The 25,192-nt window shown below is 58.7% G+C and carries 19 protein-coding genes; 9 read left to right on the plus strand and 10 right to left on the minus strand.

Annotated elements, in window-relative coordinates; all coding sequences use genetic code 11:
* Positions 1 to 12 precede the first annotated feature (12 nt).
* Positions 13 to 1,899, plus strand: coding sequence for a hypothetical protein (locus tag EIY72_RS21165; RefSeq protein ID WP_132680167.1), 1,887 nt, complete (start codon positions 13 to 15; stop codon positions 1,897 to 1,899).
* Between the two features lie 245 nt (positions 1,900 to 2,144).
* Here EIY72_RS21165 and EIY72_RS21170 read toward each other — a convergent pair whose 3' ends face one another.
* The 9 genes from EIY72_RS21170 to EIY72_RS21210 form a co-directional block, all read right to left on the minus strand.
* Positions 2,145 to 3,125: a peptide ABC transporter ATP-binding protein gene (locus EIY72_RS21170; RefSeq protein ID WP_093226761.1), complete on the minus strand. Its 981-nt coding sequence runs from the start codon at positions 3,123 to 3,125 to the stop codon at positions 2,145 to 2,147.
* On the minus strand, positions 3,125 to 4,093 hold the full coding sequence (locus tag EIY72_RS21175) for an ABC transporter ATP-binding protein (protein ID WP_093226760.1): 969 nt from the start codon (positions 4,091 to 4,093) through the stop codon (positions 3,125 to 3,127). Before EIY72_RS21175 ends, EIY72_RS21170 begins: the two co-directional genes overlap by 1 nt.
* 10 nt (positions 4,094 to 4,103) lie before the next feature.
* Positions 4,104 to 5,015 carry an ABC transporter permease subunit gene (locus EIY72_RS21180; protein WP_093226759.1) on the minus strand — a complete coding sequence of 304 codons (912 nt, stop codon included), beginning with the start codon at positions 5,013 to 5,015 and terminating at the stop codon, positions 4,104 to 4,106.
* 10 nt (positions 5,016 to 5,025) lie between these two features.
* Positions 5,026 to 6,036, minus strand: coding sequence for an ABC transporter permease subunit (locus EIY72_RS21185; RefSeq protein WP_093226758.1), 1,011 nt, complete (start codon positions 6,034 to 6,036; stop codon positions 5,026 to 5,028).
* A 73-nt stretch (positions 6,037 to 6,109) separates the two neighbouring features.
* On the minus strand, positions 6,110 to 7,705 hold the full coding sequence (locus EIY72_RS21190) for an ABC transporter substrate-binding protein (protein WP_093226757.1): 1,596 nt from the start codon (positions 7,703 to 7,705) through the stop codon (positions 6,110 to 6,112).
* 80 nt (positions 7,706 to 7,785) lie between these two features.
* The gene (locus EIY72_RS21195; protein WP_093226756.1) at positions 7,786 to 9,201 is read right to left on the minus strand and encodes an OprD family porin; all 1,416 of its coding nucleotides are present in this window, start codon (positions 9,199 to 9,201) and stop codon (positions 7,786 to 7,788) included.
* A 172-nt stretch (positions 9,202 to 9,373) separates the two neighbouring features.
* Positions 9,374 to 10,975, minus strand: coding sequence for an ABC transporter substrate-binding protein (locus EIY72_RS21200; RefSeq protein ID WP_093226755.1), 1,602 nt, complete (start codon positions 10,973 to 10,975; stop codon positions 9,374 to 9,376).
* A gap of 305 nt (positions 10,976 to 11,280) precedes the next feature.
* On the minus strand, positions 11,281 to 12,906 hold the full coding sequence (locus tag EIY72_RS21205) for an ABC transporter substrate-binding protein (protein WP_093226754.1): 1,626 nt from the start codon (positions 12,904 to 12,906) through the stop codon (positions 11,281 to 11,283).
* Between the two features lie 469 nt (positions 12,907 to 13,375).
* Positions 13,376 to 14,092, minus strand: coding sequence for an SIMPL domain-containing protein (locus EIY72_RS21210; protein WP_093226753.1), 717 nt, complete (start codon positions 14,090 to 14,092; stop codon positions 13,376 to 13,378).
* Positions 14,093 to 14,447: 355 nt separating this feature from the next.
* Here EIY72_RS21210 and EIY72_RS21220 point away from each other — a divergent pair, with 355 nt between their 5' ends.
* The 4 genes from EIY72_RS21220 to EIY72_RS21235 all read left to right on the plus strand — a co-directional run bounded on the left by EIY72_RS21220 (position 14,448) and on the right by EIY72_RS21235 (position 18,968).
* Complete coding sequence (locus tag EIY72_RS21220) at positions 14,448 to 15,710, plus strand: ATP-binding protein (protein WP_093226752.1); 1,263 nt, start codon at positions 14,448 to 14,450, stop codon at positions 15,708 to 15,710.
* Positions 15,703 to 16,263 carry a response regulator transcription factor gene (locus EIY72_RS21225; protein WP_093226751.1) on the plus strand — a complete coding sequence of 187 codons (561 nt, stop codon included), beginning with the start codon at positions 15,703 to 15,705 and terminating at the stop codon, positions 16,261 to 16,263. The genes EIY72_RS21220 and EIY72_RS21225 overlap by 8 nt, the downstream gene beginning before the upstream one ends.
* Positions 16,264 to 16,360: 97 nt before the next feature.
* Positions 16,361 to 18,088, plus strand: coding sequence for an ABC transporter ATP-binding protein/permease (locus tag EIY72_RS21230; protein WP_093226750.1), 1,728 nt, complete (start codon positions 16,361 to 16,363; stop codon positions 18,086 to 18,088).
* 130 nt (positions 18,089 to 18,218) lie between these two features.
* A complete protein-coding gene (locus EIY72_RS21235) occupies positions 18,219 to 18,968 on the plus strand; it encodes a FadR/GntR family transcriptional regulator (RefSeq protein ID WP_093226749.1) in 750 nt (249 codons plus the stop codon).
* Between the two features lie 6 nt (positions 18,969 to 18,974).
* Here the strand turns inward: EIY72_RS21235 and EIY72_RS21240 are convergent, their stop codons facing one another.
* Positions 18,975 to 19,121 (minus strand): hypothetical protein, encoded by a 147-nt coding sequence (locus EIY72_RS21240; RefSeq protein ID WP_231985507.1) that lies wholly within the window; start codon positions 19,119 to 19,121, stop codon positions 18,975 to 18,977.
* Positions 19,122 to 19,587: 466 nt separating this feature from the next.
* On the opposite strand from EIY72_RS21240, the gene kdgD reads away from it, so the two are divergent.
* From kdgD to garD, 4 genes are all read left to right on the plus strand, one after another.
* A complete protein-coding gene (gene kdgD / locus EIY72_RS21245) occupies positions 19,588 to 20,499 on the plus strand; it encodes a 5-dehydro-4-deoxyglucarate dehydratase (RefSeq protein ID WP_093226747.1) in 912 nt (303 codons plus the stop codon).
* A gap of 59 nt (positions 20,500 to 20,558) precedes the next feature.
* Positions 20,559 to 22,004, plus strand: coding sequence for an aldehyde dehydrogenase family protein (locus EIY72_RS21250; protein WP_093226746.1), 1,446 nt, complete (start codon positions 20,559 to 20,561; stop codon positions 22,002 to 22,004).
* An 87-nt stretch (positions 22,005 to 22,091) separates the two neighbouring features.
* Entirely contained in the window at positions 22,092 to 23,456 is a 1,365-nt protein-coding gene (locus tag EIY72_RS21255; protein WP_093226745.1) for an MFS transporter, read from the plus strand.
* Between the two features lie 11 nt (positions 23,457 to 23,467).
* Positions 23,468 to 25,021, plus strand: coding sequence for a galactarate dehydratase (gene garD, locus EIY72_RS21260; RefSeq protein WP_093226744.1), 1,554 nt, complete (start codon positions 23,468 to 23,470; stop codon positions 25,019 to 25,021).
* The last annotated feature ends 171 nt before the right edge of the window (positions 25,022 to 25,192 follow it).

Raw genomic sequence — 25,192 nt, forward strand, 5'->3', positions numbered from 1 at the left:
CAAGGTGGCGACATGAACGGACAATATGAAGGTGAGCTCAGTTTTTCTATTGATGGCGTTGGTGATTTCACGACTAAAGATGTTAAGTTTTTGCGGGCGGGTGATGCATCTGGCTTTATTTTGCAGGGAGTGGATGCCGAGAGGAGTCTTGTTTTTCACATTCCGAATTCTAAGGGTGGGAAGTACAGCTTGGCTTCAGGGGGGGCGGCAAAGGCTTTCTACTTGGTAGCTGGGCGGCCTTATGGTGAAGTCGAAAGGGGTTTCATTGATGTAATGCCGAGCAATTCAGGCACAGTGGGGATTGCGTTCGATATTTCGGTAAAAGGATATTCTCGGGGGAGTATTGTTCGGTTAACTGGCAGTGGCACTTTTAAAGATGCTGGCCCTTCCGTAGATAAATGTGGAGAGTTATCGAGTGTTATGCGAAACGGAAGCTCTACGTCGTGGCCCAAACCTACTATTGGCCCGTTTCGTGGAGAGGTATCGCCTGGTTTTGAAGTTATGGGTTCTACTACAACTGGTCCTGGTACGCCACATCGGTGGGAAGCTATTTTTTATGTAGACGATCTAATGGCACATCACGTGGAGCAGGAGTTTAGCGGTAGACTTTTTTTACTCTCCACCCCGGTTGATATGGTCAAGCCAGGACAGTTCTTGTTTTATAGACTTCGCTACTTATTAGATGGGATTTGGAGTGGTTGGGCCGATTCCGATGATCTTCAAGTGCTAAATCCCTCTCCGGTTATTTTGGAGCCGATTAATGGAGCCACAGTCTTCCCTAATCAGCCGGTTCAGGGTCAGGGCATACCAGGCGCTGAAGTTAGTTTGTGGGGTGTCTATGGGGGTGGTTGGAATTTGCAGGGCACTGCTACAGTAAGTTCAAGTGGAAGCTGGGAAGTTACGAGCCATGAACCTTTCCCTGTCAGAAATAACTTCTGGATTTTTGCTACTCAGGTGGATAAAGGGATAGATTCCGTTTGGAGTAAACCTGTTGACTTAATTGTCGTCCCGGGGGAATGGAAACCTGTAAAGCCTATTGTTGAGCCGTTACGTGGCGAAGTTTCGCCTGGTTTTGAAGTCATGGGCTCTACTGCAATTGGCCCTGGTACGCCAAATCGCTGGGAAGTTGTTTTTTATGTAGACGGTCAAATGGCACTTCGCGTGGAACAGGCGTTTAACGGTAGAGTTTTTTCACTTTCAACGCCAGTTGGTATGGTCAAGCCAGGAGAGTCCTTGACTTATAGCGTTCGCTACCTATTAGAAGGGTTTTGGAGTGAGTGGGCAGATTCCGATAATATTCAAGTGTTAAATCCCTGTCCGGTTATTTTGGAGCCGATTAGTGGAGCCACAGTCTTCCCTGATCAGCCGGTTCATGGTCAGGGCATTCCAGGTGCTGAAATTAGTTTGTGGGGTGTCTATCAGCAGGAAAGGGTATTGCATGGCACTGCTACAGTAGGTCCAAGTGGAAGCTGGAAAGTTACGAGCTCTATACCTTTTCCTGTCTCAATTGACTTCTGTATTTATGCTACTCAGGTGGATAAAGGGATAGGTTCCGTTTGGAGTAAGCCTGTTAACTTAATTGTCGTCCCGGAGGTGATAAAGCCTGCAAAGCCTATTATTATGCTTCCTAAACAAGGGGAAAATGTGACAAGTATAGGGCCGGTCACTGGGCTCGCCGACAGGCCCGGTGCATATGTTAAATTGTACCAGGTTGGTGATGAATACACTGTTTATGGCGAGACTCCTGTAATGGATCATGGAGTGTGGGCCATGTTCACGACGAAAAATCTTCCGTCGGGACAGTTCTCTATGACAGCCAAACTCTTCGATCATGATATGGAGTCTGATTGGGCTGATCCTGTTGAGTGTTTTGTCATTGCTGTATCGTCTACGAATTAGGTAATTGGATTTTCCTTATCTGTTTGATAGTTGAGTCAGAAGTAAAAGAAAACCCCTTCTGCGTGATTGATGCGCAATCAAAGCAGAAGGGGTTGGGTTAACACTTTAATGCTGTAAACAACTCAAGTCATGTGGGAGCCAGCCTGCTGGCGATTGCGGTGGATCAGTCGATGCAAATATTGGCTGGATCAACGCTATCGCCAGCAGGCTGGCTCCTACAGTTTTGTATCTGCCTGCAAATCTCCTTATGCCGCGCCGTCGAGGAATTGCTCGGCGTAGTGGCAAGCCACCTGGCGGCTGTCGAGCAGGCGCAAGGCCGGCTCTTCAGTGCTGCAACGCTCGGTGGCGTACGGGCAACGCTTGTGGAACGCGCAACCCGGTGGCGGGTTCAACGGGTTGGGCAACTCGCCGACGATCTTGATTTTCGGCTTGTCCGGGTCCGGGTGGATGGCCGGGGTCGCCGACAGCAGTGCCTGGGTGTAGGGGTGCAGCGGACGCGAGTAGATGTCGTCTTTCGCGCCCATTTCCACCGGCCGACCGAGGTACATCACCATCACGTGGTCGGCAACGTGGCGAACCACGGCCAGGTTGTGGGAGATGAACACGTAGGCGGTGTTGAACTCTTGTTGCAAATCCATGAACAGGTTCAGCACCTGCGCCTGGATCGACACGTCCAGTGCCGAGGTCGGTTCATCCGCCACCAGCACTTTCGGTTGCAGCATCATGGCGCGAGCCAGGGCGATCCGCTGGCGCTGACCGCCGGAGAACATGTGCGGATAACGCTGGTAGTGCTCGGGACGCAAGCCCACCTGCTTCATCATCGCCTGGACTTTCTCGCGGCGTTCGGCAGCGGAAAGGTTGGTGTTGATCAGCAGCGGCTCACCGAGTTGATCACCGACTTTCTGCCGTGGGTTCAACGAGGCGTACGGGCTCTGGAACACCATCTGCACGTCTTTGCGCAGTTGCTTGCGTTGGGCCTTGTCGGCACCGGCGACTTCCTGGCCGGCGATTTTCAGGGAACCGGAGGACGGCTCCTCGATCAGGGTCAGGGCACGGGCCAGGGTGGATTTGCCACAGCCCGATTCGCCAACCACGGCGAGGGTCTTGCCAGCTTCCAGTTCGAACGACACGCCGTTGAGGGCGCGCACGGTCGCGTGGCCCTTGAACAGGCCGCGGGACACTTCGTAGTGACGGGTCAGGTCGCGGGCGGTAAGTACGACGGCCATTACGCCACCTCCTGGTTCAGCGGGTAGAAGCAGCGGGCGAGGCTGTTGGTTTTCGGGTCAAGCGCCGGGCGTTGCTGGCGGCAGTTGTCTTTGACATACGGGCAGCGTGGCGACAGCAGGCAGCCTTGCGGACGGTCGTAGCGACCGGGAACGATGCCCGGCAGGGTCGACAGGCGCGAGGCACCCAGGCTGTGTTCCGGAATCGCCTTGAGCAGCGCTTCGCTGTACGGATGCGCCGGGATGTCGAACAACTGAGGTACCTGGCCCACTTCAACGGCTTGACCGGCGTACATCACGCACACGCGCTGGGCGGTTTCGGCCACGACCGCAAGGTCGTGGGTGATCAGCACCAGGCCCATGTTCTGCTCTTTCTGCAAGGCCAGCAGCAGGTCCATGATCTGCGCCTGGATCGTTACGTCCAGTGCGGTAGTCGGTTCGTCGGCGATCAGCAGTTTCGGCTCACCGGCGATGGCCATGGCAATTGCCACACGCTGGCTCATGCCGCCGGACAGTTGATGCGGGTAGGCGTCCATACGGCTGGCCGCTCCCGGGATCTCGACTTTTTCCAGCAGTTCGATGGCGCGTTTGCGCGCGGCCTTGCCGGACATTTTCAGGTGCAGGCGCAACACTTCTTCGATCTGGAAGCCGACGGTGTAGCTCGGGTTCAACGCGGTCATCGGGTCCTGGAAGACCATCGACAGGTCTTTACCGACAATCTGCCGACGCTGGCGATTGTTCAGCTTGAGCATGTCCTTGCCGTCAAAGCTGAGCGAGTCGGCGGTGACGATGCCCGGATGTTCGATCAGGCCCATCAGCGCCATCATGGTCACGGACTTGCCGGAACCGGACTCGCCAACGATGGCCAGCACTTCGCCCTTGTCCACTTTCAGGTCGAGGCCGTCGACCACGGGCGTGGCGTTCTTGTCGCCGAAGCGAACGTTGAGATTCTTGATTTCTAGCAGTGACATGGGAATCTCCTCAGGCGGCGTTCTTGAGTTTCGGGTCCAGCGCGTCGCGCAGGCCGTCACCCATCAAGTTGATTGCCAGCACGCTGAGCAAAATGGTCAAACCCGGCAGGCTCACGACCCACCAGGCGCGTTCGATGTAATCGCGGGCCGAAGCCAGCATGGTGCCCCACTCAGGGGTTGGCGGTTGTACGCCAAGGCCGAGGAAGCCCAGGGCGGCGGCATCGAGAATCGCCGAAGAGAAGCTCAGGGTGGCCTGAACGATCAGAGGCGCCATGCAGTTGGGCAGCACGGTGATGAACATCAGGCGCGGCAGGCCGGCACCGGCCAGGCGTGCGGCGGTCACATAGTCGCGGTTCAGTTCGCCCATCACCGCGGCGCGGGTCAGACGCACGTAGGACGGCAGCGATACCACGGCGATAGCGATCACGGTGTTGATCAGGCCAGGGCCGAGGATGGCGACGATCGCCACGGCCAGCAGCAGCGATGGCAGGGCCAGCATGATGTCCATCAGGCGCATGATGGTCGGGCCGAGCACGCGCGGGAAGAACCCGGCGAACAGACCCAGGAGGATGCCGGGGATCAGCGACATCACCACCGACGACAGACCGATCAGCAGGGACAGGCGCGAACCGTTGATCAGGCGCGACAGCAGGTCACGGCCCAGTTCGTCGGTGCCGAGCAGGAACTGCAGTTGCCCGCCTTCCAGCCAGGCTGGCGGGGTCAGCAGGAAGTCGCGGTATTGCTCGCTCGGGTCATGGGGCGCAACCCACGGGGCGAAGATGGCGCAGAAAATCACCAGCAGCATGAACATCAGGCCGGCGACGGCGCCTTTGTTCTTGGCAAAGGCTTGCCAGAACTCTTTGTACGGGGACGGGTACAGCAGGCTTTGATCGACTGCTACCGATGGAATTGGAGTGGTCATGGTCATGATCTCAGCGCTGATGACGGATGCGTGGGTTGGCAAAGCCGTAGAGGATGTCCACTACGAAGTTGACCAGAATCACCAGGCAGGCGATTAACAGGATGCCGTTTTGTACGACGGGGTAGTCCCGGGCGCCGATGGCTTCGATCAGCCATTTGCCGATGCCGGGCCAGGAGAAGATGGTTTCGGTCAGGACCGCACCGGCCAACAGCGTGCCGACTTGCAGGCCGACCACGGTCAGCACCGGAATCAATGCGTTGCGCAGACCGTGCACGAACACGACGCGCGACGGCGACAGGCCCTTGGCCTTGGCGGTACGGATGTAGTCTTCACGCAACACTTCGAGCATCGACGAGCGGGTCATCCGCGCGATCACCGCCAGCGGAATGGTACCGAGCACGATGGCCGGCAGGATCAGGTGATGCAGGGCGTCGAAGAACGCACTGACGTCGTCGGCCAGCAGCGTGTCGATCAACATGAAGCCGGTGCGCGGCTCGATGTCGTAGAGCAGGTCGATCCGCCCGGACACCGGGGTCCAGCCCAGACTCACCGAGAAGAACATGATCAGGATCAGGCCCCACCAGAAGATCGGCATCGAGTATCCCGCCAGGGAGATACCCATCACCCCGTGGTCGAACAGGGACCCTCGCTTGAGTGCCGCGATCACCCCGGCCAGGAGGCCCAGGATGCCGGCGAACAGCAGGGCGGCCATGGACAGTTCCAGGGTCGCGGGAAACAGGGCGGTGAATTCGGTCCAGACACTTTCACGGGTTCGCAGGGATTCACCGAGGTCGCCGTGGGCCAGTTTGCCGATGTAATCCAGGTACTGGGCATACAGGGGTTTGTTCAGACCTAGGCGTTCCATTGCCTGAGCGTGCATTTCCGGGTCGACTCTGCGTTCGCCCATCATGACTTCCACGGGGTCGCCAGGGATCATGCGAATCAACGCGAATGTCAGCAAGGTGATGCCGAAAAACGTGGGGATCAGTAACCCCAGTCGGCGGGCAATAAAACTAAACATCGTGTGGTGTACCTCATCAGCCGGTTAGGCGTGCCCGGCATGCCTTTGTCAGGAATGCCGGGAGTTTTCTTATCTACTTCACCTGGGTGGTGGCGAAGTTGTTAGTGGTGAGGGGGCTAATGTGATAACCCTCTACGTTGTTACGCATTGCGGTGAACATTCTAGTGTGTGCCAGGCTGATCCATGGCTGATCCTGGTTAAAAATAACCTGGGCCTGCTCGTAGAGCGCTGCGCGTTCGGCCGGATCGGTCTTTTCCCGGGCCTCATCGAGCAGTGCCTGGAACTTGTCATTGCACCAGCGGGCATAATTTTCGCCGTTCTTTGCCGCTTCACAACTGAGCATAGGCGTCAGGAAGTTATCCGGGTCACCGTTGTCGCCCGCCCATCCGGCCGCCACCATATCGTGTTCGCCGTTTTTCGCGCGCTTGAGCATCTCGCCCCATTCCATCACGCGGATGTCGAGTTTGATCCCGACCTTGGCCAGATCCGCCTGCATCATCTGGGCGGCGAGCATCGGGTTGGGGTTGGTCGCACCGCCACCGTTGCGGGTGAACAGGGTGAGCACGGTACCTTCCGGTACGCCGGCTTCCTTGAGCAAGGCGCGGGCCTTGTCGAGATCGCGTGGCGGATTCTTCAGGCTGTGGTTGTAGCCCAGCAGGGTATCAGGGTACGGGTTGACGGCGACGGTGGCGTTGCCTTTGCCGAACAGCGCATTGACCGCCGCTTCCTTGTCGAAGGCGATGTCGATGGCTTTGCGCACGCGCACGTCGCTCATGTACTTGTGCGAGGTGTTCATGGCGATGTATGAAACCGTCATCGCGTTCATCTCGTCGACCCTCAGGTTCGAGTCTTTCTTGATGCTCGGGATGTCATCCGGTTTCGGGTACAGCGCGACCTGGCATTCGTTGGCCTTGAGCTTCTGCAGGCGCACGTTGTTGTCGGTGGCGATGGCCAGGATCAGCGCATCGGCGGGCGGCTTGCCACGGAAATAGTCCGGGTTGGCCTTGAAACGCACCTGGGCGTCCTTGTTGTAGCGCTGGAACACGAACGGGCCGGTGCCGATCGGCTTGCTGTTCAGTTCGTCGGTCTTGCCGGCCTTGAGCAGCTTGTCGGCATATTCGGCGGAGTAGATCGACGAGAACGCCATGGCGATGTCGGCCAGGAACGGCGCTTCGCGGCGGGTCAGGGTGAACTTGACCGTGTGTTCGTCGATTTTTTCGACGCTTTTGAGCAGCTCCTTGAAGCCCATGCTTTCAAAGTACGGGAAGCCGACGCTCGACTGTTTGTGCCACGGGTGATTCGGGTCCAGCTGACGCTGGAAGCTCCAGAGCACGTCGTCGGCATTCATGTCGCGGGTCGGCTTGAAGTATTCGGTGGTGTGGAACTTGACGCCTTTGCGCAGGTGGAACGTGTAGCTCAGGCCGTCTTCGCTGATGTCCCAGGATTCGGCCAGGGCCGGAATCACGTCGGTGGTGCCGGGCTTGAAATCGGCCAGGCGGTTGAAGATGGTTTCGGCCGCCGCATCGGCGGTGACTGCAGTCGTGTACAGCGCCGTATCGAAGCCTTCCGGGCTGTTTTCGGTGCAAACCACCAGGGGCTTGGCCGAGGCACCCACGGCAACACTGAGCAGCGTGGCGGCGATGGCCGCACGTAGGGGAAGCATTTTCATCTAAAACCCTCTGCAATCGGTTAATGGACAAAAGCCGAACGGCCGATTCATCGCGGAATCCGCCGTTCGACAGGGTGCATTTACAGAATGTTGAACGGAATCGTGGTCACGAGACGGAACTCGTTGATGCTGCCGTCAGCCTGGTTTTCGCTGGCACGGTGCGCAGTGTAGGTTGCGCGAACAGTAGTGGCCTTGAGCGGGCCGCTCTGAATGGCGTAGCTGGTGCCGATGCCGTATTCGTAGTGGGTTTCGCCGTCCATTGCCTGTACGCCGTCGTAGCCGCCACCCTTGTAGTGAGTGCCGTCGATACCCCAGCCGCGTGCCTGGTAGATGTTGAACTTCAGGCCTGGCACGCCGTATTCGGCCATGTTCAGGCCGTAGGCGATCTGGAAGGATTTCTCGTTCGGGCCGTTGAAGTCCGACAGCAGGGAGTTGGCCAGGTAGATGCCGTTGGTTTCGTGCAGGTAGTCGAAGTACTCGTTACCGTTCACTTCCTGGTACGAGAAGGTCAGGCTGTGGGCCTGGTGGGTCAGGCCGAGCGACAGCGAGTAGGTGTCGTTGTCGATTTCGCCCAGCTTGGCTTTGCCTTCGTCGACGGTCTTGTAGTAGTTCAGGCCGGTGGTCAGGCTCAGGATCGAGCTGTCACCCAACACGTGAGTGGCGCCGAAGTAGTACTGGTTCCACAGGTCTTCGGCCTGGGTGCCCCAGAGGCTGGTGGTCAGGCTGGCGAATGGCTGGTAGGTGATGCCGGCGGTGTTGACGTGATCGGCTTCGGCATTGATGTTGCCGTATTCGGAGCGGAACTTGCTCAGGCTTTCTTCGGTACGCGGCGATACGCGGTCGAAGGTGGCGAGGTCGAAGGACAGGTTGTTCAGCTCTTCGCTGTGGATCGCGATCCCTTCGAAGCTCGAAGGCAGGGCACGGTTACCGATGACGTCGACCTGCGGGCTACTGAAGTTCATGCGGCCGGCGGTCAGGGTGGTGTTGGAAACGCGCGCCTTGACGTTGGCCAGGCCCAGCTTGCTCCATTGGCCTTGAGCGTCGCCGCCTTCCTTGGTCAGGGTACGGTTGTTGCCCGCGCCTGGGCGAGTGCCCGGTGCGCCGCCGTTGTTGGAGGCCAGGTTCTCGCGATCACGCTCCAGCGCCACAGCGTTGTAGGCCGCGACTTCGGTGCTGAAGCCGACTGTGCCCTGGGTGAAGCCCGAGTTGTACTTGACGATGGTGCCCTGGACCCAGTTGATCCGGCGGTCGGTGTCGACCGATTGACCATCTTTTTTGTACTTGAACTTGCCACCGCGTTGCAGTTGCTCGTTGGCGTACCAGTTACGCGTGGTGCCGCTGATCGACTGGCCTTCGACGAAGCCGGTGGCTTCGCTCTGGGCGCTTTTATCGTTCACGGTAACCGGGGTGAAAGCCTGGCTCTGGGTTTCTGCGTAAGCCGTGGCGGTTACGCTGCTGATGGCCAAGGCCAATAACGCGGTGCTGCTCAGTTTCATGGGTAAAGCTCCTTACTTTCTTTTTTTTATGCCGGTCTTTTTGGTTGATCGGCTATTGGTTTAGAACTCATTCAAGGCATCGCAAACGTTTGCTGTAAGCCGAATTGACGAATTACGGCAATACGCTTGCGTGAGGGTGGAAAATCCACCCCCGGCGTTTCTGGCTAGTCGGTTATTTTTCTATGCTGACACCCGAGAACACGTTGCGACCGAACGGACTCACTTTGAAACCGTCGATTTTGGCGCTCAACGGCTGGTTGACCGTCGAGTGGGCGACAGGCGTGATCGGCACTTGCTGCTTGAGCAACTGCTGGGCCTGTTTGTAGAGCGCGGTGCGCTGGTCGCGGTCGGTGACGACCTTGGCCTGCTTGATCAGCTTGTCGTAAGCCGGATCGCACCACATGGAGTAGTTGTTGCCACCAATGGCATCGCAGCTGTAGAGCGTGCCGAGCCAGTTGTCCGGATCACCGTTGTCACCGGTCCAGCCGATCAGGCTGATGTCATGTTCGCCGTTCTTGGTGCGCTTGATGTACTCGCCCCATTCGTAGCTGACGATCTTGACCTTGAGGCCGATCTTCGCCCAGTCGGCCTGGAGCATCTCGGCCATCAACTTGGCGTTCGGGTTGTACGGACGTTGAACCGGCATCGCCCACAGGGTGATTTCGGTGCCTTCCTTGACGCCGGCAGCCTTGAGCAGCTCCCGGGCTTTTTCCGGATCGTAGGCGGCGTCCTTGATGCTGTCATCGTAGGACCACTGGGTCGGCGGCATGGCGTTGACCGCCAGTTGTCCAGCACCCTGGTAAACGGCGTTGAGAATGCCTTGCTTGTTCACCGCCATGTCCAGCGCCTGACGTACTTCGAGCTGGTCGAATGGTTTGTGGCGCACGTTGTAGGCGATGTAACCGAGGTTGAAACCAGGCTTCTCGATCAGCTTGAGGGCCGGGTCGTTCTTCAACGCAGTGACATCGGCAGGGCGTGGGTGCAGGGTGATCTGGCACTCGTTGGCCTTGAGCTTCTGCACACGCACCGAGGCGTCGGTGTTGATGGCAAAAATCAAGTTGTCGAGTTTGACCCGGCTCGGGTCCCAATAGTGCTTGTTGCCGGTGTAACGAATGTTCGAGTCTTTCTGGTAGCTCTTGAACACGAACGGCCCGGTGCCGATCGGCTTCTGGTTGATGTCGCTCGGCTTGCCTTCGGCCAGCAGCTTGTCGGCGTACTCGGCCGAGAGGATGGCGGCGAAGCTCATGGCGATGTTCTGGATGAACGCGGCATCTACGCTGTTGAGCGTGAAGACCACGGTCAGCGGCCCGGTCTTTTCGACCTTGGCGATGTTCTTGTTCAGGCTCATCCCGTTGAAATACGGGAACTCCGTCGGGTAAGCCTTACGGAAAGGTTGCTGCGGATCGAGCATGCGATTGAAGGTGAACAGCACGTCATCGGCGTTGAAATCACGACTCGGTGTGAAGTACTTGGTGGTATGGAACTTCACACCGGGGCGCAGGTGAAAGGTGTACGTGAGGCCGTCCTCGGAAATGTCCCAGCTGGTGGCCAGGCCCGGTACGACATTGGTCGCGCCTTTTTCGAACTCTGCCAGGCGGTTGTACAGCGGTTCGGCGGCGTCGTTGTCGGTCGCAGTGGTGTACTGCGCCGTGTCGAAGCCGGCGGGGCTGCCTTCAGAGCAGAACACCAGGCTGTTGTTGGCGGCCTGGCTGATGGAAGTCGCGGCCAACAGGCCGGTGCCCAGCAATGCGGATAAAACCAAGGTATGGCGCATGACGCTCCCTCTCTTCTTAAAATGTTTTTCAATGCGCCGTCGTCCCGTCCCGGGGACGTGAAGGCAACATTGATTCCAAACCATGTAACCAGCAATAAGCGATAAAGCACGCATAAGCTGGTCGGACCCCGACGGTATGAGCCGTGGGGCCGGCAGTAAATGCGAACAGTCCTAAAGACTCGTAGGAAATAGCGACGCGTCCTTACCCGGTGCTGTAATCAGCTTCGGATTCGGATGTAGGCTTTTTCCTGCTTTCTCGGTGGGAAAGGCAACGGCAACGTCAGAAACGTCGCCGTTGCATCACCTTACTTGCTGACGCTGACGCCGTAGAAGGAGTTCAAGCCGAACGGGCTGATCTTGAAGTCCTGTACTTCGGCACGCATGGGTTGGAACACCGTCGAGTGAGCGATAGGTGTGTATGGAACTGCATCTTTGAGGACGTGCTGCGCCTGCTTGTACAGTTCGGTGCGCTTGCCCTGGTCCGAAGTCCGTTTGGCTTGCTTGACGAGGTCGTCAAACTTCTTGTCGCACCACTTGGAGAAGTTGTTGCCATCGAGCGAGTCGCAACCGAACAGCACGTTCAGCCAGTTATCGGGGTCACCATTGTCACCGCTCCAGCCAATCAGCATGCCTTGCTGTTCGCCACCCTTGGCGCGCTTGATGTATTCGCCCCATTCGTAGCTCTGGATCTTGACGTTCAGGCCGATCTTCTTCCAGTCGGACTGCAGCATCTCAGCCATCAACTTGGCGTTCGGGTTGTAGGGGCGCTGTACAGGCATGGCCCACAGAACGATTTCGGTGCCTTCTTTGACGCCAGCTTCCTTGAGCAGCTCTTTGGCTTTCTCAGGGTCGTACTTGGCATCTTTGATGGTGGTGTCGTAGGACCACTGGGTCGGCGGCATGGCGTTGACGGCCAGTTGGCCAGCGCCCTGATAGACCGATTCGATGATCTGTGGCTTGTTGACTGCCATGTCCAGCGCTTGACGCACTTTCAGGTCGGCCAGCGGGTTAGGAACAGTCTGGCCCTTGAGTTGCGGCATCACGTTGTAGGCGATGTAACCCAGGTTGAAACCAGCCTGGTCAGGCACTTTCAGGGTCTTGTCTTCCTTCAGTGCTTTCAGGTCGGCCGGACGAGGGAACAGGGTGACCTGGCACTCGTTCTTCTTCAGCTTCTGGATACGTACCGACGGGTCGGTGGTGATGGCGAAGATCAGGTTGTCGATCTTCACGTCATCCGGCTTCCAGTAGTCCTTGTTCCCGGTGTAGCGGATGTTGGAGTCTTTCTGGTAGCTCTTGAACACGAACGGACCAGTGCCGATCGGCTTCTGGTTGATGTCGGCAGCCTTGCCTTCCTTGAGCAACTGGGCAGCGTACTCGGCGGACTGGATGGAGGCGAAGCTCATGGCCATGTTCTGGATGAACGCGGCGTCCACTTCTTTCAAAGTGAATTTGACGGTGTGGTCGTCGACTTTATCGATCTTGGTGATGTTGGTGTCCATCCCCATGTCGGTAAAGTACGGGAATTCGGTCGGGTACGCTTTGCGGAACGGATCATCCTTGTTAATCATGCGATTGAAGGTGAACAGCACGTCGTCGGCGTTGAACTCACGAGTCGGCTTGAAATACGGGGTGGTGTGGAACTTGACGCCTTCACGCAGGTGGAAGGTGTAGGTCAGGCCATCGTCGGAGATGTCCCACTTGGTCGCCAGGCCAGGAATAACGGCGGTGCCGCCGCGCTCGAACTGGGTGAGGCGGTTGAACATGGTTTCAGCAGAGGCGTCGAAGTCGGTTCCGGTGGTGTATTGACCTGGATCGAAACCGGCCGGGCTCCCTTCGGAGCAGAACACCAGGTTGGTCGCTGCTTGGGCGAACGGTGCGCTGGCTAACAAGCTTGCGCCAACTAGAAACGGAATGACCGCGTGTTTAAGCATGGTGGCCTCATGATTTGTTGTCATTTTTGGAATTAGAGGACGACCTCGTGAGTCGTGCCTGCGGATACTTATGCAGGGGCCATACCCATTGCAAGATCCAGAGTGACTACAAGCGTTAAACGGTGGCACGAACGTACCTTAATGTCGCATTTGTATAAAACTTGACGCATTTGACCGTTTGCGCTGGTTTTTTTCGGTGCAAGTGACGCACTTTTTTGGTGCGGCATGGACGCCGGTTGCTCCTGGTCAGTGCGGGGTGTTACTAATTCATACCTCTTCTTTCGGGAGTGGGTATGGCCTGAATAAGAGTGGTTATTGTTGCACTGGAAGTGATCAATCAACGCCCGCTGCAGGTGGGCGCTTTCTGGCTTTCCCCCAGTCATCTCCAGTTATAGCTCAAACTCGAAAACTGCCCAAAAAAAACGGCGAGCATCGAAATGCTCGCCGTTTTTGTTGACGACTTATCGAGTCAAGGCATCAGCACTTCAATGGAGCCATCGGCGGTCATGCCAACCTGGCTGGTGCCGGCTTCAACGTCCGGCGTTACCGGTGCTGCATCCATGGCTGCAGCTTTCATCATCATCGGTGCACGCAGGTACGGTTGTGGGTAACCGTTGCTGTTGAGGTTCAGGTTGACGATTTTATAGCTCTTGCCGCCGAGTGCATCGGTGGCCAGTTGCGCGCGGGCCTTGAAGGCATTCACGGCCTCCTTGAGCAGAGCGTCTTCACTGGCCTTGCGGGTCGGCGTGGCGATGGCGAAGTCCATGCCGCCCATCTTCATGTCAGTGAGCAGTTCGCCGGTCAGTTTCGACAGCGCGGCAAAATCGGTGCTTTCCAGGCGCAGTTCGGCGCGTTCACGCCAGCCGGTGATTTTCTGGCCCTTGGTGTCGTAGATCGGGTAGCTGTTACGACTGCCCTGGCGCAGGTTGATGTCCTTGACCTGTTTGGCCTGGGCCAGCGCCTTGTTCATGGTGGTGCTGACGTCGGCGGCGAGTTTGGCCGGGTCCGTATTCTGTTCTTCGGTATAGAGGGTCACGATCATCAGGTCGCGGGCCACTTCCTGGCTGACTTCGGCGCGCAGGGAGATCTGGTTGTAATGAAGCTCGTCGGCAGCCAGGGCCGGAAGGCTGGCGGCGGTGCCAGCGGTCAGGGCGAGAAGGGCGGCGCTGCGGCGCAATGCGTACATGAAGGCTCCTAATGTGGTGTGCAGGCTGATGGTCCGAGCCTGCATGAACCCATCAGACTCTAGCGTTGATGATCCGGTTCGCCCAGTTACAACTTCAATACAGATATCACTGTCAGCGCGCAGGGCTTTTTGTGGCGAGGGAGCTTGCTCCCGCTGGACTGCGAAGCAGGCCCAAAAACATCCAAACCGATTTTACGACTGCTACGCAGCCGAGCGGGAGCAAGCTCCCTCGCCACAACAGCACTGCCGACGATCATTGCCTCTGACTGTGGCGGTTTGCCGCACTTTTGCCTGTCGGCCCCCACGCTTGGTTATACTCCCTGCGATCCGCCTGGAGCGCTCATCAGGAGAGCTCATGCTCGCCCCCGTTCAACTGACTTCCGCCACTCGCCAGAACCTCTGGCGGCTGACCTTCATCCGCATTCTGGTACTGGCCGCCCAGGCCGGCTCCGTGGGCCTGGCCTACTGGCTCGAGTTGCTGCCGCTGCCCTGGTTCCAACTGGCGGCCACCCTGGGCTGTTCGATGTTGCTGTGCGTGTTCACCGCCATTCGCCTGCGCACCTCGTGGCCGGTGACTGAGCTTGAATACGCGGTGCAACTGGCCTGCGATCTGTTTATCCACAGTGCGTTGCTGTATTTCTCCGGTGGCTCGACCAACCCCTTCGTCTCCTACTACCTGGTGCCGCTGACCATCGCCGCCGTGACGTTGCCGTGGCGTTATTCGGTGATTCTGTCGGGCATCGCCCTGACGATGTACACCTTGTTGCTGGCGCAGTTCTACCCGCTGCAAACTTTTCCCATTGCCCGGGAAAACCTGCAGGTTTACGGGATGTGGCTGAGTTTCGCCCTCGCCGCCGCGGTGATTACCTTTTTCGCCGCGCGCATGGCGGAAGAACTGCGTCGTCAGGAGGAGTTGCGGGCGATTCGCCGTGAAGAAGGCCTGCGTGACCAACAGCTGCTGGCCGTCGCCACCCAGGCGGCCGGTGCCGCCCATGAGCTGGGCACGCCATTGGCGACCATGAGCGTCTTGCTCAAGGAGATGCGCCAGGATCACCATGACCCTATGTTGCAGGACGACCTGAGCGTGCTGCAGGACCAGGTCAAGCTGTGCAAGGAAACCTTGCAGCAACTGGTCCGAGCTGCCGAGGCCAACCGACGTCTGGCCGTGGACATGCAGGACGTCACCGACTGGCTCGACGAAGCGCTCAATCGCTGGCACCTGATGCGACCGGAGGCCAGCTATCGCTTCCAGCGTCTGGGGCAGGGCGCGGTGCCGCGCATGGCGCCGCCGCCGGACCTGACCCAGGCCCTGTTGAATCTGCTCAACAACGCCGCCGACGCTTGCCCTGAAGGGTTGCAAGTGACGCTGGACTGGAATGAGCAAGACCTGACCATCAGCATCCGCGACCACGGTGCGGGTGTACCGCTGGCGATTGCCGAACAGATCGGCAAACCGTTTTTTACCACCAAGGGCAAAGGCTTCGGCCTGGGCCTGTTTTTGAGCAAGGCCAGCGTGACACGCGCCGGCGGCTCAGTGAAACTCTATAGTCATGAGGAAGGCGGCACGCTCACCGAGCTGCGCCTGCCCCACGGCGCCCGAGGAGACCAACATGAGTGACGAGATCCAAGTCGAAGGCGAAGAACTGCCGCATCTGCTACTGGTCGATGACGACGCCACATTCACCCGCGTCATGGCCCGCGCCATGGCCCGCCGTGGTTTTCGCGTCAGCACCGCAGGTTCCGCCGAAGAAGGTCTGGTGATCGCTCAGGCCGACCTGCCGGACTACGCCGCTCTGGACCTGAAGATGGACGGCGATTCCGGCCTGGTTTTGCTGCCCAAGCTGCTGGAGTTGGACCCGGAAATGCGCGTGGTGATCCTCACCGGTTATTCGAGCATTGCCACTGCGGTCGAAGCGATCAAGCGCGGTGCCTGCAATTACCTGTGCAAACCGGCCGATGCCGACGATGTGCTGGCGGCGTTGCTGTCCGAGCACGCCGACCTCGACAGCCTGGTACCGGAAAACCCGATGTCCGTGGATCGCTTGCAGTGGGAACACATCCAGCGGGTGTTGACCGAGCACGAAGGCAACATTTCCGCCACTGCCCGCGCCCTGGGTATGCACCGCCGTACCCTGCAGCGCAAGCTGCAGAAACGCCCCGTTCGCCGCTGAACCTGCGCTGAACAAATGCGGGTCGTTCCTCGCGACAAACCGAACCGATCATCTATGATCGGTTCGTGCGTGTTCTTTTCCTTATCGAGCCTTATCCATGAATCAGAACGCTGAGTACTCCGCGGTCAACGACGCCGTGCGCGGGCAGTTTTTTCGCAAAGTGTGGGCGATGATCACGCCCTACTGGCGCAGTGAGGAGAAGGTCAAGGCCTGGACATTGCTGATTGCAGTGATTGCATTGTCGCTGATCAGCGTGGGCATCTCGGTGTGGTTCAACACCTGGTACAAGGACTTCTACAACGCCCTGCAAAAGAAGGACGAAGCGGCCTTCTGGCAACTGATCCTGTACTTCTGCGCCATTGCAGCAGTGGCGATTGTCGGTGCGGTGTACCGACTCTACCTGACCCAGATGCTGACGATTCGCTGGCGGGCGTGGCTGACCGAACGGCATTTTGCCCGCTGGCTCGGCGACAAGAACTACTACCAGCTGGAGCAGGGCGGCTACACCGATAACCCGGACCAGCGGATTTCCGAAGACCTCAACAACTTCACCTCCAACACCCTTGAGCTGGGCATCGGCCTGTTGCGCAACATCGTCAGCCTGGTGTCGTTCTCGATCATTCTGTGGGGCGTGTCGGGCAGCATTGAAGTCTTCGGCATCACCATTCCCGGCTACATGTTCTGGTGTGTGCTGGTGTACGCGGTGGTCGGCAGCTGGTTGACGCACTTGATCGGTCGCCGTTTGATCGGCCTGAACAACCAACAACAACGCTTCGAAGCCGACCTGCGTTTTTCCATGGTGCGGATTCGCGAGAATGCCGAAAGCATCGCGCTATACAACGGCGAGCCGAACGAAAACCGTCGCTTGAGCGGCCGCTTCTCGATGGTCTGGCATAATTTCTGGGACATCATGAAGGTGTCCAAGCGCCTGACATTTTTCACCGCCGGTTACAGCCAGGCGGCGATCATTTTTCCGTTCATTGTCGCTTCACCGCGTTACCTGGCCGGCAAGATCGAACTCGGCGAGCTGATGCAGATCAGTTCGGCCTTCGGCAATGTGCAGGAAAGCTTCAGCTGGTTTATCAGTGCGTACCAGAGCCTGGCATCCTGGCGCGCCACCTGCGATCGTCTGCTGAGTTTCCATCAGGCCATGCGTGACAACGAAGAGCGCGCACCGGCCATCGACGTGCAGAACTCGGGCTCGGTGCTGAAGGTGCATAACCTCGGCCTCGACCTGGCTGAAGGTCGTCATTTGCTGAGCAACGCCGACATGACCGTGGAAGAGGGCGAGCGGGTGATGCTCAGCGGCCGCTCCGGCAGCGGCAAGTCGACCTTGTTCCGGGCGATGGGGCACCTGTGGCCGTCCGGCCACGGCAGCATTCGTCTGCCGGCGTCGCGCTATCTGTTCCTGCCGCAAAAACCGTATTTGCCGATTGGCACATTGCGTGACGTGCTGAGTTATCCACAACCCGGTGATACCTATGCGCAAGAGCGCTATGTGCAAGTTCTGGAAAAATGCCGCTTGCCGCACCTGATCGCCCGTCTCGACGAGGCCAATCACTGGCAACGCATGCTGTCTCCTGGCGAGCAACAGCGCCTGGCCTTTGCCCGCGCGCTGCTGTACGCACCGCAATGGTTGTACATGGACGAAGCCACCTCCGCGATGGACGAGGAAGATGAGGCGACGCTGTATCAGGCGTTGATCGATGAATTGCCGGGGCTGAGCATCGTCAGCGTTGGCCACCGCAGCAGCCTCAAGCGTTTCCATCCGCGGCATATCCGCATCGAGAATGGGCACCTGGTGGATCAGGCTGTGACGGCCTGATTGATGGATCGAGCTGTGGTGAGGGGATAAATCCCTTCGTCACAGTACGCTCCGCAAGGGGTAGGGTGATCGTACAACTGCGTTGCGCTATGATGCGGTTTCAGCCGTTTTTTCGAGATTGATGTTCACCATGGATAACCCGAACGCCGTACCACGCCTCGCTCGCAAGCGCCGCAGCCTCGCTCAGGAGCTGGTCACGGTGCTGTCCGAGCAGATTCGCGACGGTCATCTCAAGCGCGGCGACAAACTGCCGACGGAGTCGGCCATCATGGATGCCCATGGGGTCAGTCGTACCGTCGTGCGCGAGGCGATTTCCCGTTTGCAGGCGGCGGGGCAGGTGGAAACCCGCCATGGCATCGGCACGTTCGTGCTTGATACGCCCAGCCCCAGCGGCTTCCGGATTGATCCGGCAACCGTGGTGACCTTGCGTGACGTATTGGCGATTCTCGAATTGCGCATCAGCCTGGAAGTCGAATCTGCTGGTCTCGCCGCGCAACGCCGCAGTCCGGAGCAACTGGCCAACATGCGCGCTGCATTGGATGCCTTGCAGGAAAGCGCTTCGCACGCCAGTGATGCGGTGGCCTCGGACTTTGCCTTCCACCTGGAAATCGCCTTGTCCACCGGCAACCGTTACTTCACCGACATCATGACGCACCTGGGTACCAGCATCATTCCACGCACACGGCTCAACTCCGCGCGGCTGGCCCATGACGACCAGCAGCACTACATGAGCCGGCTGAGCCGCGAGCATGAAGAAATCTACGACGCCATTGCCCGCCAGGATTCAGATGCGGCACGGGCGGCGATGCGCCTGCACCTGACCAACAGCCGCGAGCGCTTGCGTCATGCTCATGAAGAGGCTGAGGCGCAGCGCGGGTAAGGTGTGTCAGGCCGGTTCGGTACTGTAGTCGACGTGCTCGACCGTGTTGTCACTCAACACTTTGAATTTCTTGCGAGTGATTAACCAGTTCTGCCCCGGGATCATTTCAAACTCAACGAAATCTCCGACGTTCACATGGAGGTCGAATTCCATCGGCCACTCCAGGGCGGCATGCTTGGTTTTGGAGGGGAATATAAATCGGTGGAGAGTTCTCATTGGGCTATCGCCTACGCAGTGATTGATCTCCAGATTTAGCCTCGAAGGCAGATAGGGGGGTAACTGTTATAAATAACAGTTACGACGAATGGTGTAGGCAGCTGCCAATTCACAATCCACCTCAAGGCGGCACCTCCTCTTACGACGTTCTATAACCTGGGCGCGCGCAACTGGATCGGCGGAACTGCCCGCCACAATGATTATTTTTTACTTTTTTATTCGTCTATGCCCGCCAGTTTAAGGGCTCTGGTGGCCGCTGCGGGCTGGAGGCGCAGGTAAGAAATCCACGATGACGATGAAATGCAGTTGACGGTTGTCTTTTAAGTTGTACGATGACCTACAACTTCAGCGCACAGGCTGAACGGTTTTCTCACACGTCGTCGCAACCCAGGGTGTTCGAATAATGAATCCACAAGAACTGAAGTCCATCCTCTCTTCCGGTCTGCTGTCCTTCCCGGTGACCGATTTCAATGCTCAGGGCGATTTCCATCGCGCGGGCTATATCAAGCGCCTTGAATGGCTGGCCCCCTATGGTGCCTCGGCCCTGTTCGCCGCGGGCGGCACCGGTGAGTTCTTCTCCCTGGCGGCCAGCGAGTATTCGCAGGTCATCAAGACCGCCGTCGACACCTGCGCGACCAGCGTGCCGATCCTGGCCGGTGTGGGTGGTTCCACCCGTCAAGCTATCGAGTACGCACAAGAAGCCGAGCGTCTGGGTGCCAAAGGCCTGTTGCTGTTGCCGCACTACCTGACCGAAGCGAGCCAGGACGGCGTTGCCGCCCACGTTGAAGCAGTGTGCAAGTCGGTCAAGATCGGCGTGGTGGTGTACAACCGCAACGTCTGCCGCCTGAACGCGGTACAGCTGGAGCGTCTGGCTGAGCGCTGCCCGAACCTGATCGGTTACAAGGATGGTCTGGGTGACATCGAGTTGATGGTGTCGATCCGTCGCCGCCTCGGTGATCGCTTCAGCTACCTGGGTGGCTTGCCGACTGCCGAAGTCTACGCCGCTGCCTACAAGGCGCTGGGCGTACCGGTTTACTCCTCGGCGGTGTTCAACTTCATTCCGAAAACCGCGATGGACTTCTACCACGCCATCGCCCGCGAAGATCACGCCACCGTCGGCAAGATCATCGACGACTTCTTCCTGCCGTACCTGGACATCCGTAACCGCAAGGCTGGCTACGCCGTGAGCATCGTCAAGGCCGGCGCGAAAATCGCCGGTTACGACGCCGGTCCCGTGCGTGCGCCGCTGACTGATCTGACCGGCGAAGAGTTCGAAATGCTCGCCGCGCTGATCGACAAGCAAGGCGCGCAATAAACCCCGACAACACCAGGGCCGCTGCGCAATCAGCGGCCTTTTGCGCAGGAGACTTTCAAGTGGCAGATGCAAAGCGTTTTGATAACTACATCAACGGCGAATGGATTGCCGGTGGCGACTACTCCACCAACATCAACCCGTCCGAGTTGACCGATGCCATCGGCGACTACGCCAAGGCGGATCTGGCTCAGGTCCACGCCGCCATCGACGCCGCTCGTGCTGCGTTTCCAGCCTGGTCGGTGTCGGGCATTCAGGCACGTCACGATTCGCTGGATAAAGTCGGCACTGAAATCCTCGCCCGTCGCGAAGAACTTGGCACCCTGCTGGCTCGGGAAGAGGGCAAGACCCTGCCTGAAGCCATCGGTGAAGTGACCCGCGCCGGGAACATCTTCAAATTCTTCGCCGGTGAATGCCTGCGCCTGTCGGGTGATTACCTGCCGTCGGTGCGCCCAGGCGTCAACGTTGAAGTCACTCGCGAAGCCTTGGGCGTGGTCGGGCTGATCACGCCGTGGAACTTCCCGATTGCCATTCCGGCCTGGAAAATTGCTCCGGCGCTGGCCTACGGCAACTGCGTGGTGCTCAAGCCAGCCGATCTGGTGCCGGGCTGTGCCTGGGCACTGGCTGAAATCATCTCCCGCGCTGGCTTCCCGGCCGGTGTGTTCAACCTGGTGATGGGCAGTGGTCGTGTGGTCGGCGATGCACTGGTGCAGAGCCCTAAAGTCGATGGCATCAGCTTTACCGGTTCGGTGGGCGTTGGTCGGCAGATCGCGATCAGCTGCGTCTCGCGCCAAGCCAAGGTTCAGTTGGAAATGGGCGGCAAGAACCCGCAAATCATCCTCGACGACGCCGACCTCAAGCAAGCGGTCGAACTGTCGGTGCAGAGTGCGTTTTACTCCACCGGCCAGCGTTGCACGGCATCGAGCCGCTTCATCGTCACCGCCGGCATCCACGACCAGTTCGTCGAAGCCATGGCTGAGCGCATGCAGTCGATCAAGGTTGGGCACGCCCTGAAGGCCGGTACCGACATCGGTCCGGTGGTGTCCCAGGCACAGCTTGAGCAGGACCTGAAGTACATCGATATCGGTCAGTCCGAAGGTGCCCGTCTGGTCAGTGGCGGTGGCCTGGTGACTTGCGATACCGAGGGGTATTTCCTCGCGCCAACGCTGTTTGCCGACAGTGAAGCCGCGATGCGCATCAGCCGTGAAGAGATTTTCGGCCCGGTTGCCAACGTGGTGCGCGTGGCCGATTACGAAGCCGCGCTGGCCATGGCCAACGACACCGAGTTCGGCCTGTCGGCGGGTATTGCCACTACCTCGCTGAAATACGCCAACCACTTCAAGCGTCACTCCCAGGCCGGCATGGTGATGGTCAACCTGCCGACCGCCGGTGTGGATTACCACGTTCCGTTCGGTGGCCGTAAGGGTTCATCCTATGGCTCACGTGAGCAAGGTCGTTATGCGCAAGAGTTCTACACCGTGGTGAAGACGAGCTACATCGGTTCCTGACGCAACACCCCTGTAGGAGCGAGTTTGCTCCTACAGGGAACACAAAGATTCACCCCGCATAAAAATAATCAGTGGGAGTACATCTACATGCAATCGTCCAAGCCGACTCACGTCCGCTATCTGATCCTGCTCATGCTGTTTCTGGTGACCACGATCAACTATGCCGACCGCGCTACCATCGCAATCGCCGGCTCCAGTCTGCAGAAAGACCTGGGCATCGACGCCGTTACCCTCGGCTACATCTTCTCCGCATTCGGTTGGGCCTACGTGGCCGGGCAAATCCCCGGTGGATGGCTGCTCGACCGTTTTGGTTCGAAAAAAGTCTACGCGCTGAGCATCTTCACCTGGTCGCTGTTCACCGTGCTGCAGGGCTATGTTGGCGAGTTCGGCATGTCCACCGCCATCGTCGCGTTGTTCATGCTGCGTTTCCTGGTCGGGCTGGCTGAAGCGCCATCATTCCCTGGCAACGCACGCATTGTTGCGGCCTGGTTTCCGACGGCTGAACGCGGCACCGCGTCGGCGATCTTCAACTCTGCGCAATACTTCGCCACCGTACTGTTCGCGCCGCTGATGGGCTGGATCGTCTACACCTTCGGCTGGCAGCACGTGTTCATTGTCATGGGCGCGATCGGCATCGTGTTTTCGCTGGTCTGGCTGAAAGTTATCCACAGTCCCCGTCAACACCCGCTGGCCAACGAGGCCGAAGTGCAGTTCATTGCCGACAACGGCGGCATGGTCGACATGGACCAGAGCAAGGGCAAAAAAGTCGACGGCCCGAAGTGGGACTACATCCGCCAGTTGCTGACCAACCGCATGATGCTGGGCGTTTACCTGAGCCAGTACTGCATCAACGGCATCACTTATTTCTTCCTGACCTGGTTCCCGGTGTACCTGGTGCAGGAGCGTGGCATGACCATCCTCAAGGCCGGGTTCATTGCCTCGCTTCCGGCGATCTGCGGCTTTATCGGTGGTGTTCTCGGTGGAGTAATTTCCGATTACCTGCTGCGTAGGGGCCATTCCCTGACCTTCGCCCGCAAGGCGCCGATCATTGCCGGCCTGCTGGTATCGAGCAGCATCGTGGCCTGCAACTATGTCGACATCGAGTGGATGGTCGTGGGCTTCATGGCCCTGGCGTTTTTCGGCAAGGGCGTCGGTGCCCTGGGCTGGGCGGTGGTCTCCGACACGTCACCCAAGCAGATCGCCGGTCTGAGTGGCGGCCTGTTCAACATGTTCGGCAACATTGCCTCGATCACCACGCCTATCGTCATCGGTTACATCATCAGCTCTACCGGTTCGTTCAAGTGGGCGCTGGTGTTCGTTGGTTGCAACGCACTGGTTGCGGTGTTCAGCTACCTGGTGATCGTGGGTCCGATCAAGCGTGTGGTACTCAAGGAGCCGCCTGCCAACGGCGGTTCTGAAGTCACCGGTAAATTGTCTCAAGCGCATTCCTGAGGAGCGGCGTCATGCAGTTGATTGAACATTCCGACTCGCCGCGCTACATCCGCTTGCACGAGCGGGATAACGTAGTGATTGTGGTCAATGATCAGGGGGTCCCGGCCGGCACCGAATTCGCCGACGGCCTGGTCACGGTGGATTTTGTGCCGCAGAGCCACAAGGTCACCCTGGAAGACATTCCCGAGGGCGGCCAGGTGATTCGTTATGGCCAGACCATTGGCTACGCCTTGCAGCCGATTCCTCGCGGCAGTTGGGTCAAGGAAGATCAATTGCGCATGCCGACCGCGCCACCGCTGGACAGCCTGCCGCTGTCCACCGATGTGCCGGCCGCGCAGGCACCGCTGGAAGGTTTCACGTTCGAGGGTTATCGCAACGCTGACGGCACTGTCGGCACGCGCAACATTCTCGGGATTACCACCACCGTGCAATGCGTGACTGGCGTGCTCGATCACGCGGTCAAGCGCATCAAGGACGAGCTGCTGCCCAAATATCCGCACGTCGATGATGTCGTCGCACTGACCCACAGCTACGGCTGTGGCGTGGCCATTACTGCGACCGATGCGTACATCCCGATTCGAACCGTGCGCAACCTGGCGCGCAACCCGAATCTGGGTGGCGAAGCGCTGGTGATCAGCCTGGGTTGTGAGAAATTGCAGGCCGGGCAAGTCATGCATGAAGACGACAGTTCGGTCGACCTGAGCGAGCCTTGGCTGTATCGCTTGCAGGATTCCAGTCACGGTTTTACCGAGATGATCGAGCAGATCATGGCGCTGGCCGAAGTCCGTTTGCACAAGCTCAACCAGCGTCGCCGGGAAACAGTGCCGGCATCGGAGCTGATCCTCGGCATGCAGTGTGGTGGCAGTGATGCGTTCTCCGGTATCACCGCCAACCCGGCCTTGGGTTATGCCTCGGACCTGTTGTTGCGGGCCGGTGCGACGGTGATGTTTTCTGAAGTCACCGAAGTGCGCGACGCCATTTACCTGCTGACCTCCCGCGCGGAAAACCAGGCGGTCGCCGAGGAACTGGTGCGGGAGATGGACTGGTACGACCGTTACCTGGCCAAGGGCGAAGCGGATCGCAGCGCCAACACCACGCCGGGTAACAAGAAGGGGGGGTTGTCGAACATTGTCGAGAAATCGCTGGGCTCGATCGTCAAGTCGGGCAGCAGTGCGATCAATGGCGTGCTGGGGCCTGGCGAGCGCTTCAAGCGCAAAGGCCTGATTTTCTGCGCGACGCCGGCCAGTGACTTTGTCTGCGGGACCTTGCAACTGGCGGCAGGGATGAACCTGCATGTGTTCACTACCGGCCGCGGCACACCGTACGGATTGGCCATGGCGCCCGTGGTGAAGGTGTCGACCCGCACAGAGTTGGCGCAGCGTTGGCCGGACCTGATCGACATCGATGCCGGCCGGATTGCGACCGGGCGTGCATCGATCGAGGAACTTGGCTGGGAGTTGTTCCACTACTATCTGGACGTGGCGAGCGGCAAAAAGCAGACGTGGGCCGAGCAGCACAAGCTGCATAACGACATCACCCTGTTCAATCCGGCGCCTATTACCTGAATTTGTGGCGAGGGAGCTTGCTCCCGTTGGACTGCGCAGCAGTTCCATTTTTGGGGCCGCTTCGCGACCCAGCGGGACGGTGCGGCGGTCCGACAAGCTCCCTCGCCACAGGGTATTCATTTCTTGCCCGAGAAGACTAATCCCGACGCTGGCGTCGTCGGTGGCTTATCA

The organism is Pseudomonas vancouverensis, from assembly GCF_004348895.1.
Lineage (GTDB): Bacteria > Pseudomonadota > Gammaproteobacteria > Pseudomonadales > Pseudomonadaceae > Aquipseudomonas > Aquipseudomonas vancouverensis.

What these genes read in the sequence shown, in the direction of transcription:
- EIY72_RS21165 (WP_132680167.1), top strand. Translation starts at nt 13, where the DNA reads ATGAACGGACAATATGAAGGTGAGCTCAGTTTTTCTATTGATGGCGTT.
- EIY72_RS21170 (WP_093226761.1), bottom strand. Translation starts at nt 3,125, where the DNA reads ATGGCCGTCGTACTTACCGCCCGCGACCTGACCCGTCACTACGAAGTG.
- EIY72_RS21175 (WP_093226760.1), bottom strand. Translation starts at nt 4,093, where the DNA reads ATGTCACTGCTAGAAATCAAGAATCTCAACGTTCGCTTCGGCGACAAG.
- EIY72_RS21180 (WP_093226759.1), bottom strand. Translation starts at nt 5,015, where the DNA reads ATGACCACTCCAATTCCATCGGTAGCAGTCGATCAAAGCCTGCTGTAC.
- EIY72_RS21185 (WP_093226758.1), bottom strand. Translation starts at nt 6,036, where the DNA reads ATGTTTAGTTTTATTGCCCGCCGACTGGGGTTACTGATCCCCACGTTT.
- EIY72_RS21190 (WP_093226757.1), bottom strand. Translation starts at nt 7,705, where the DNA reads ATGAAAATGCTTCCCCTACGTGCGGCCATCGCCGCCACGCTGCTCAGT.
- EIY72_RS21195 (WP_093226756.1), bottom strand. Translation starts at nt 9,201, where the DNA reads ATGAAACTGAGCAGCACCGCGTTATTGGCCTTGGCCATCAGCAGCGTA.
- EIY72_RS21200 (WP_093226755.1), bottom strand. Translation starts at nt 10,975, where the DNA reads ATGCGCCATACCTTGGTTTTATCCGCATTGCTGGGCACCGGCCTGTTG.
- EIY72_RS21205 (WP_093226754.1), bottom strand. Translation starts at nt 12,906, where the DNA reads ATGCTTAAACACGCGGTCATTCCGTTTCTAGTTGGCGCAAGCTTGTTA.
- EIY72_RS21210 (WP_093226753.1), bottom strand. Translation starts at nt 14,092, where the DNA reads ATGTACGCATTGCGCCGCAGCGCCGCCCTTCTCGCCCTGACCGCTGGC.
- EIY72_RS21220 (WP_093226752.1), top strand. Translation starts at nt 14,448, where the DNA reads ATGCTCGCCCCCGTTCAACTGACTTCCGCCACTCGCCAGAACCTCTGG.
- EIY72_RS21225 (WP_093226751.1), top strand. Translation starts at nt 15,703, where the DNA reads ATGAGTGACGAGATCCAAGTCGAAGGCGAAGAACTGCCGCATCTGCTA.
- EIY72_RS21230 (WP_093226750.1), top strand. Translation starts at nt 16,361, where the DNA reads ATGAATCAGAACGCTGAGTACTCCGCGGTCAACGACGCCGTGCGCGGG.
- EIY72_RS21235 (WP_093226749.1), top strand. Translation starts at nt 18,219, where the DNA reads ATGGATAACCCGAACGCCGTACCACGCCTCGCTCGCAAGCGCCGCAGC.
- EIY72_RS21240 (WP_231985507.1), bottom strand. Translation starts at nt 19,121, where the DNA reads ATGGAATTCGACCTCCATGTGAACGTCGGAGATTTCGTTGAGTTTGAA.
- kdgD (WP_093226747.1), top strand. Translation starts at nt 19,588, where the DNA reads ATGAATCCACAAGAACTGAAGTCCATCCTCTCTTCCGGTCTGCTGTCC.
- EIY72_RS21255 (WP_093226745.1), top strand. Translation starts at nt 22,092, where the DNA reads ATGCAATCGTCCAAGCCGACTCACGTCCGCTATCTGATCCTGCTCATG.
- garD (WP_093226744.1), top strand. Translation starts at nt 23,468, where the DNA reads ATGCAGTTGATTGAACATTCCGACTCGCCGCGCTACATCCGCTTGCAC.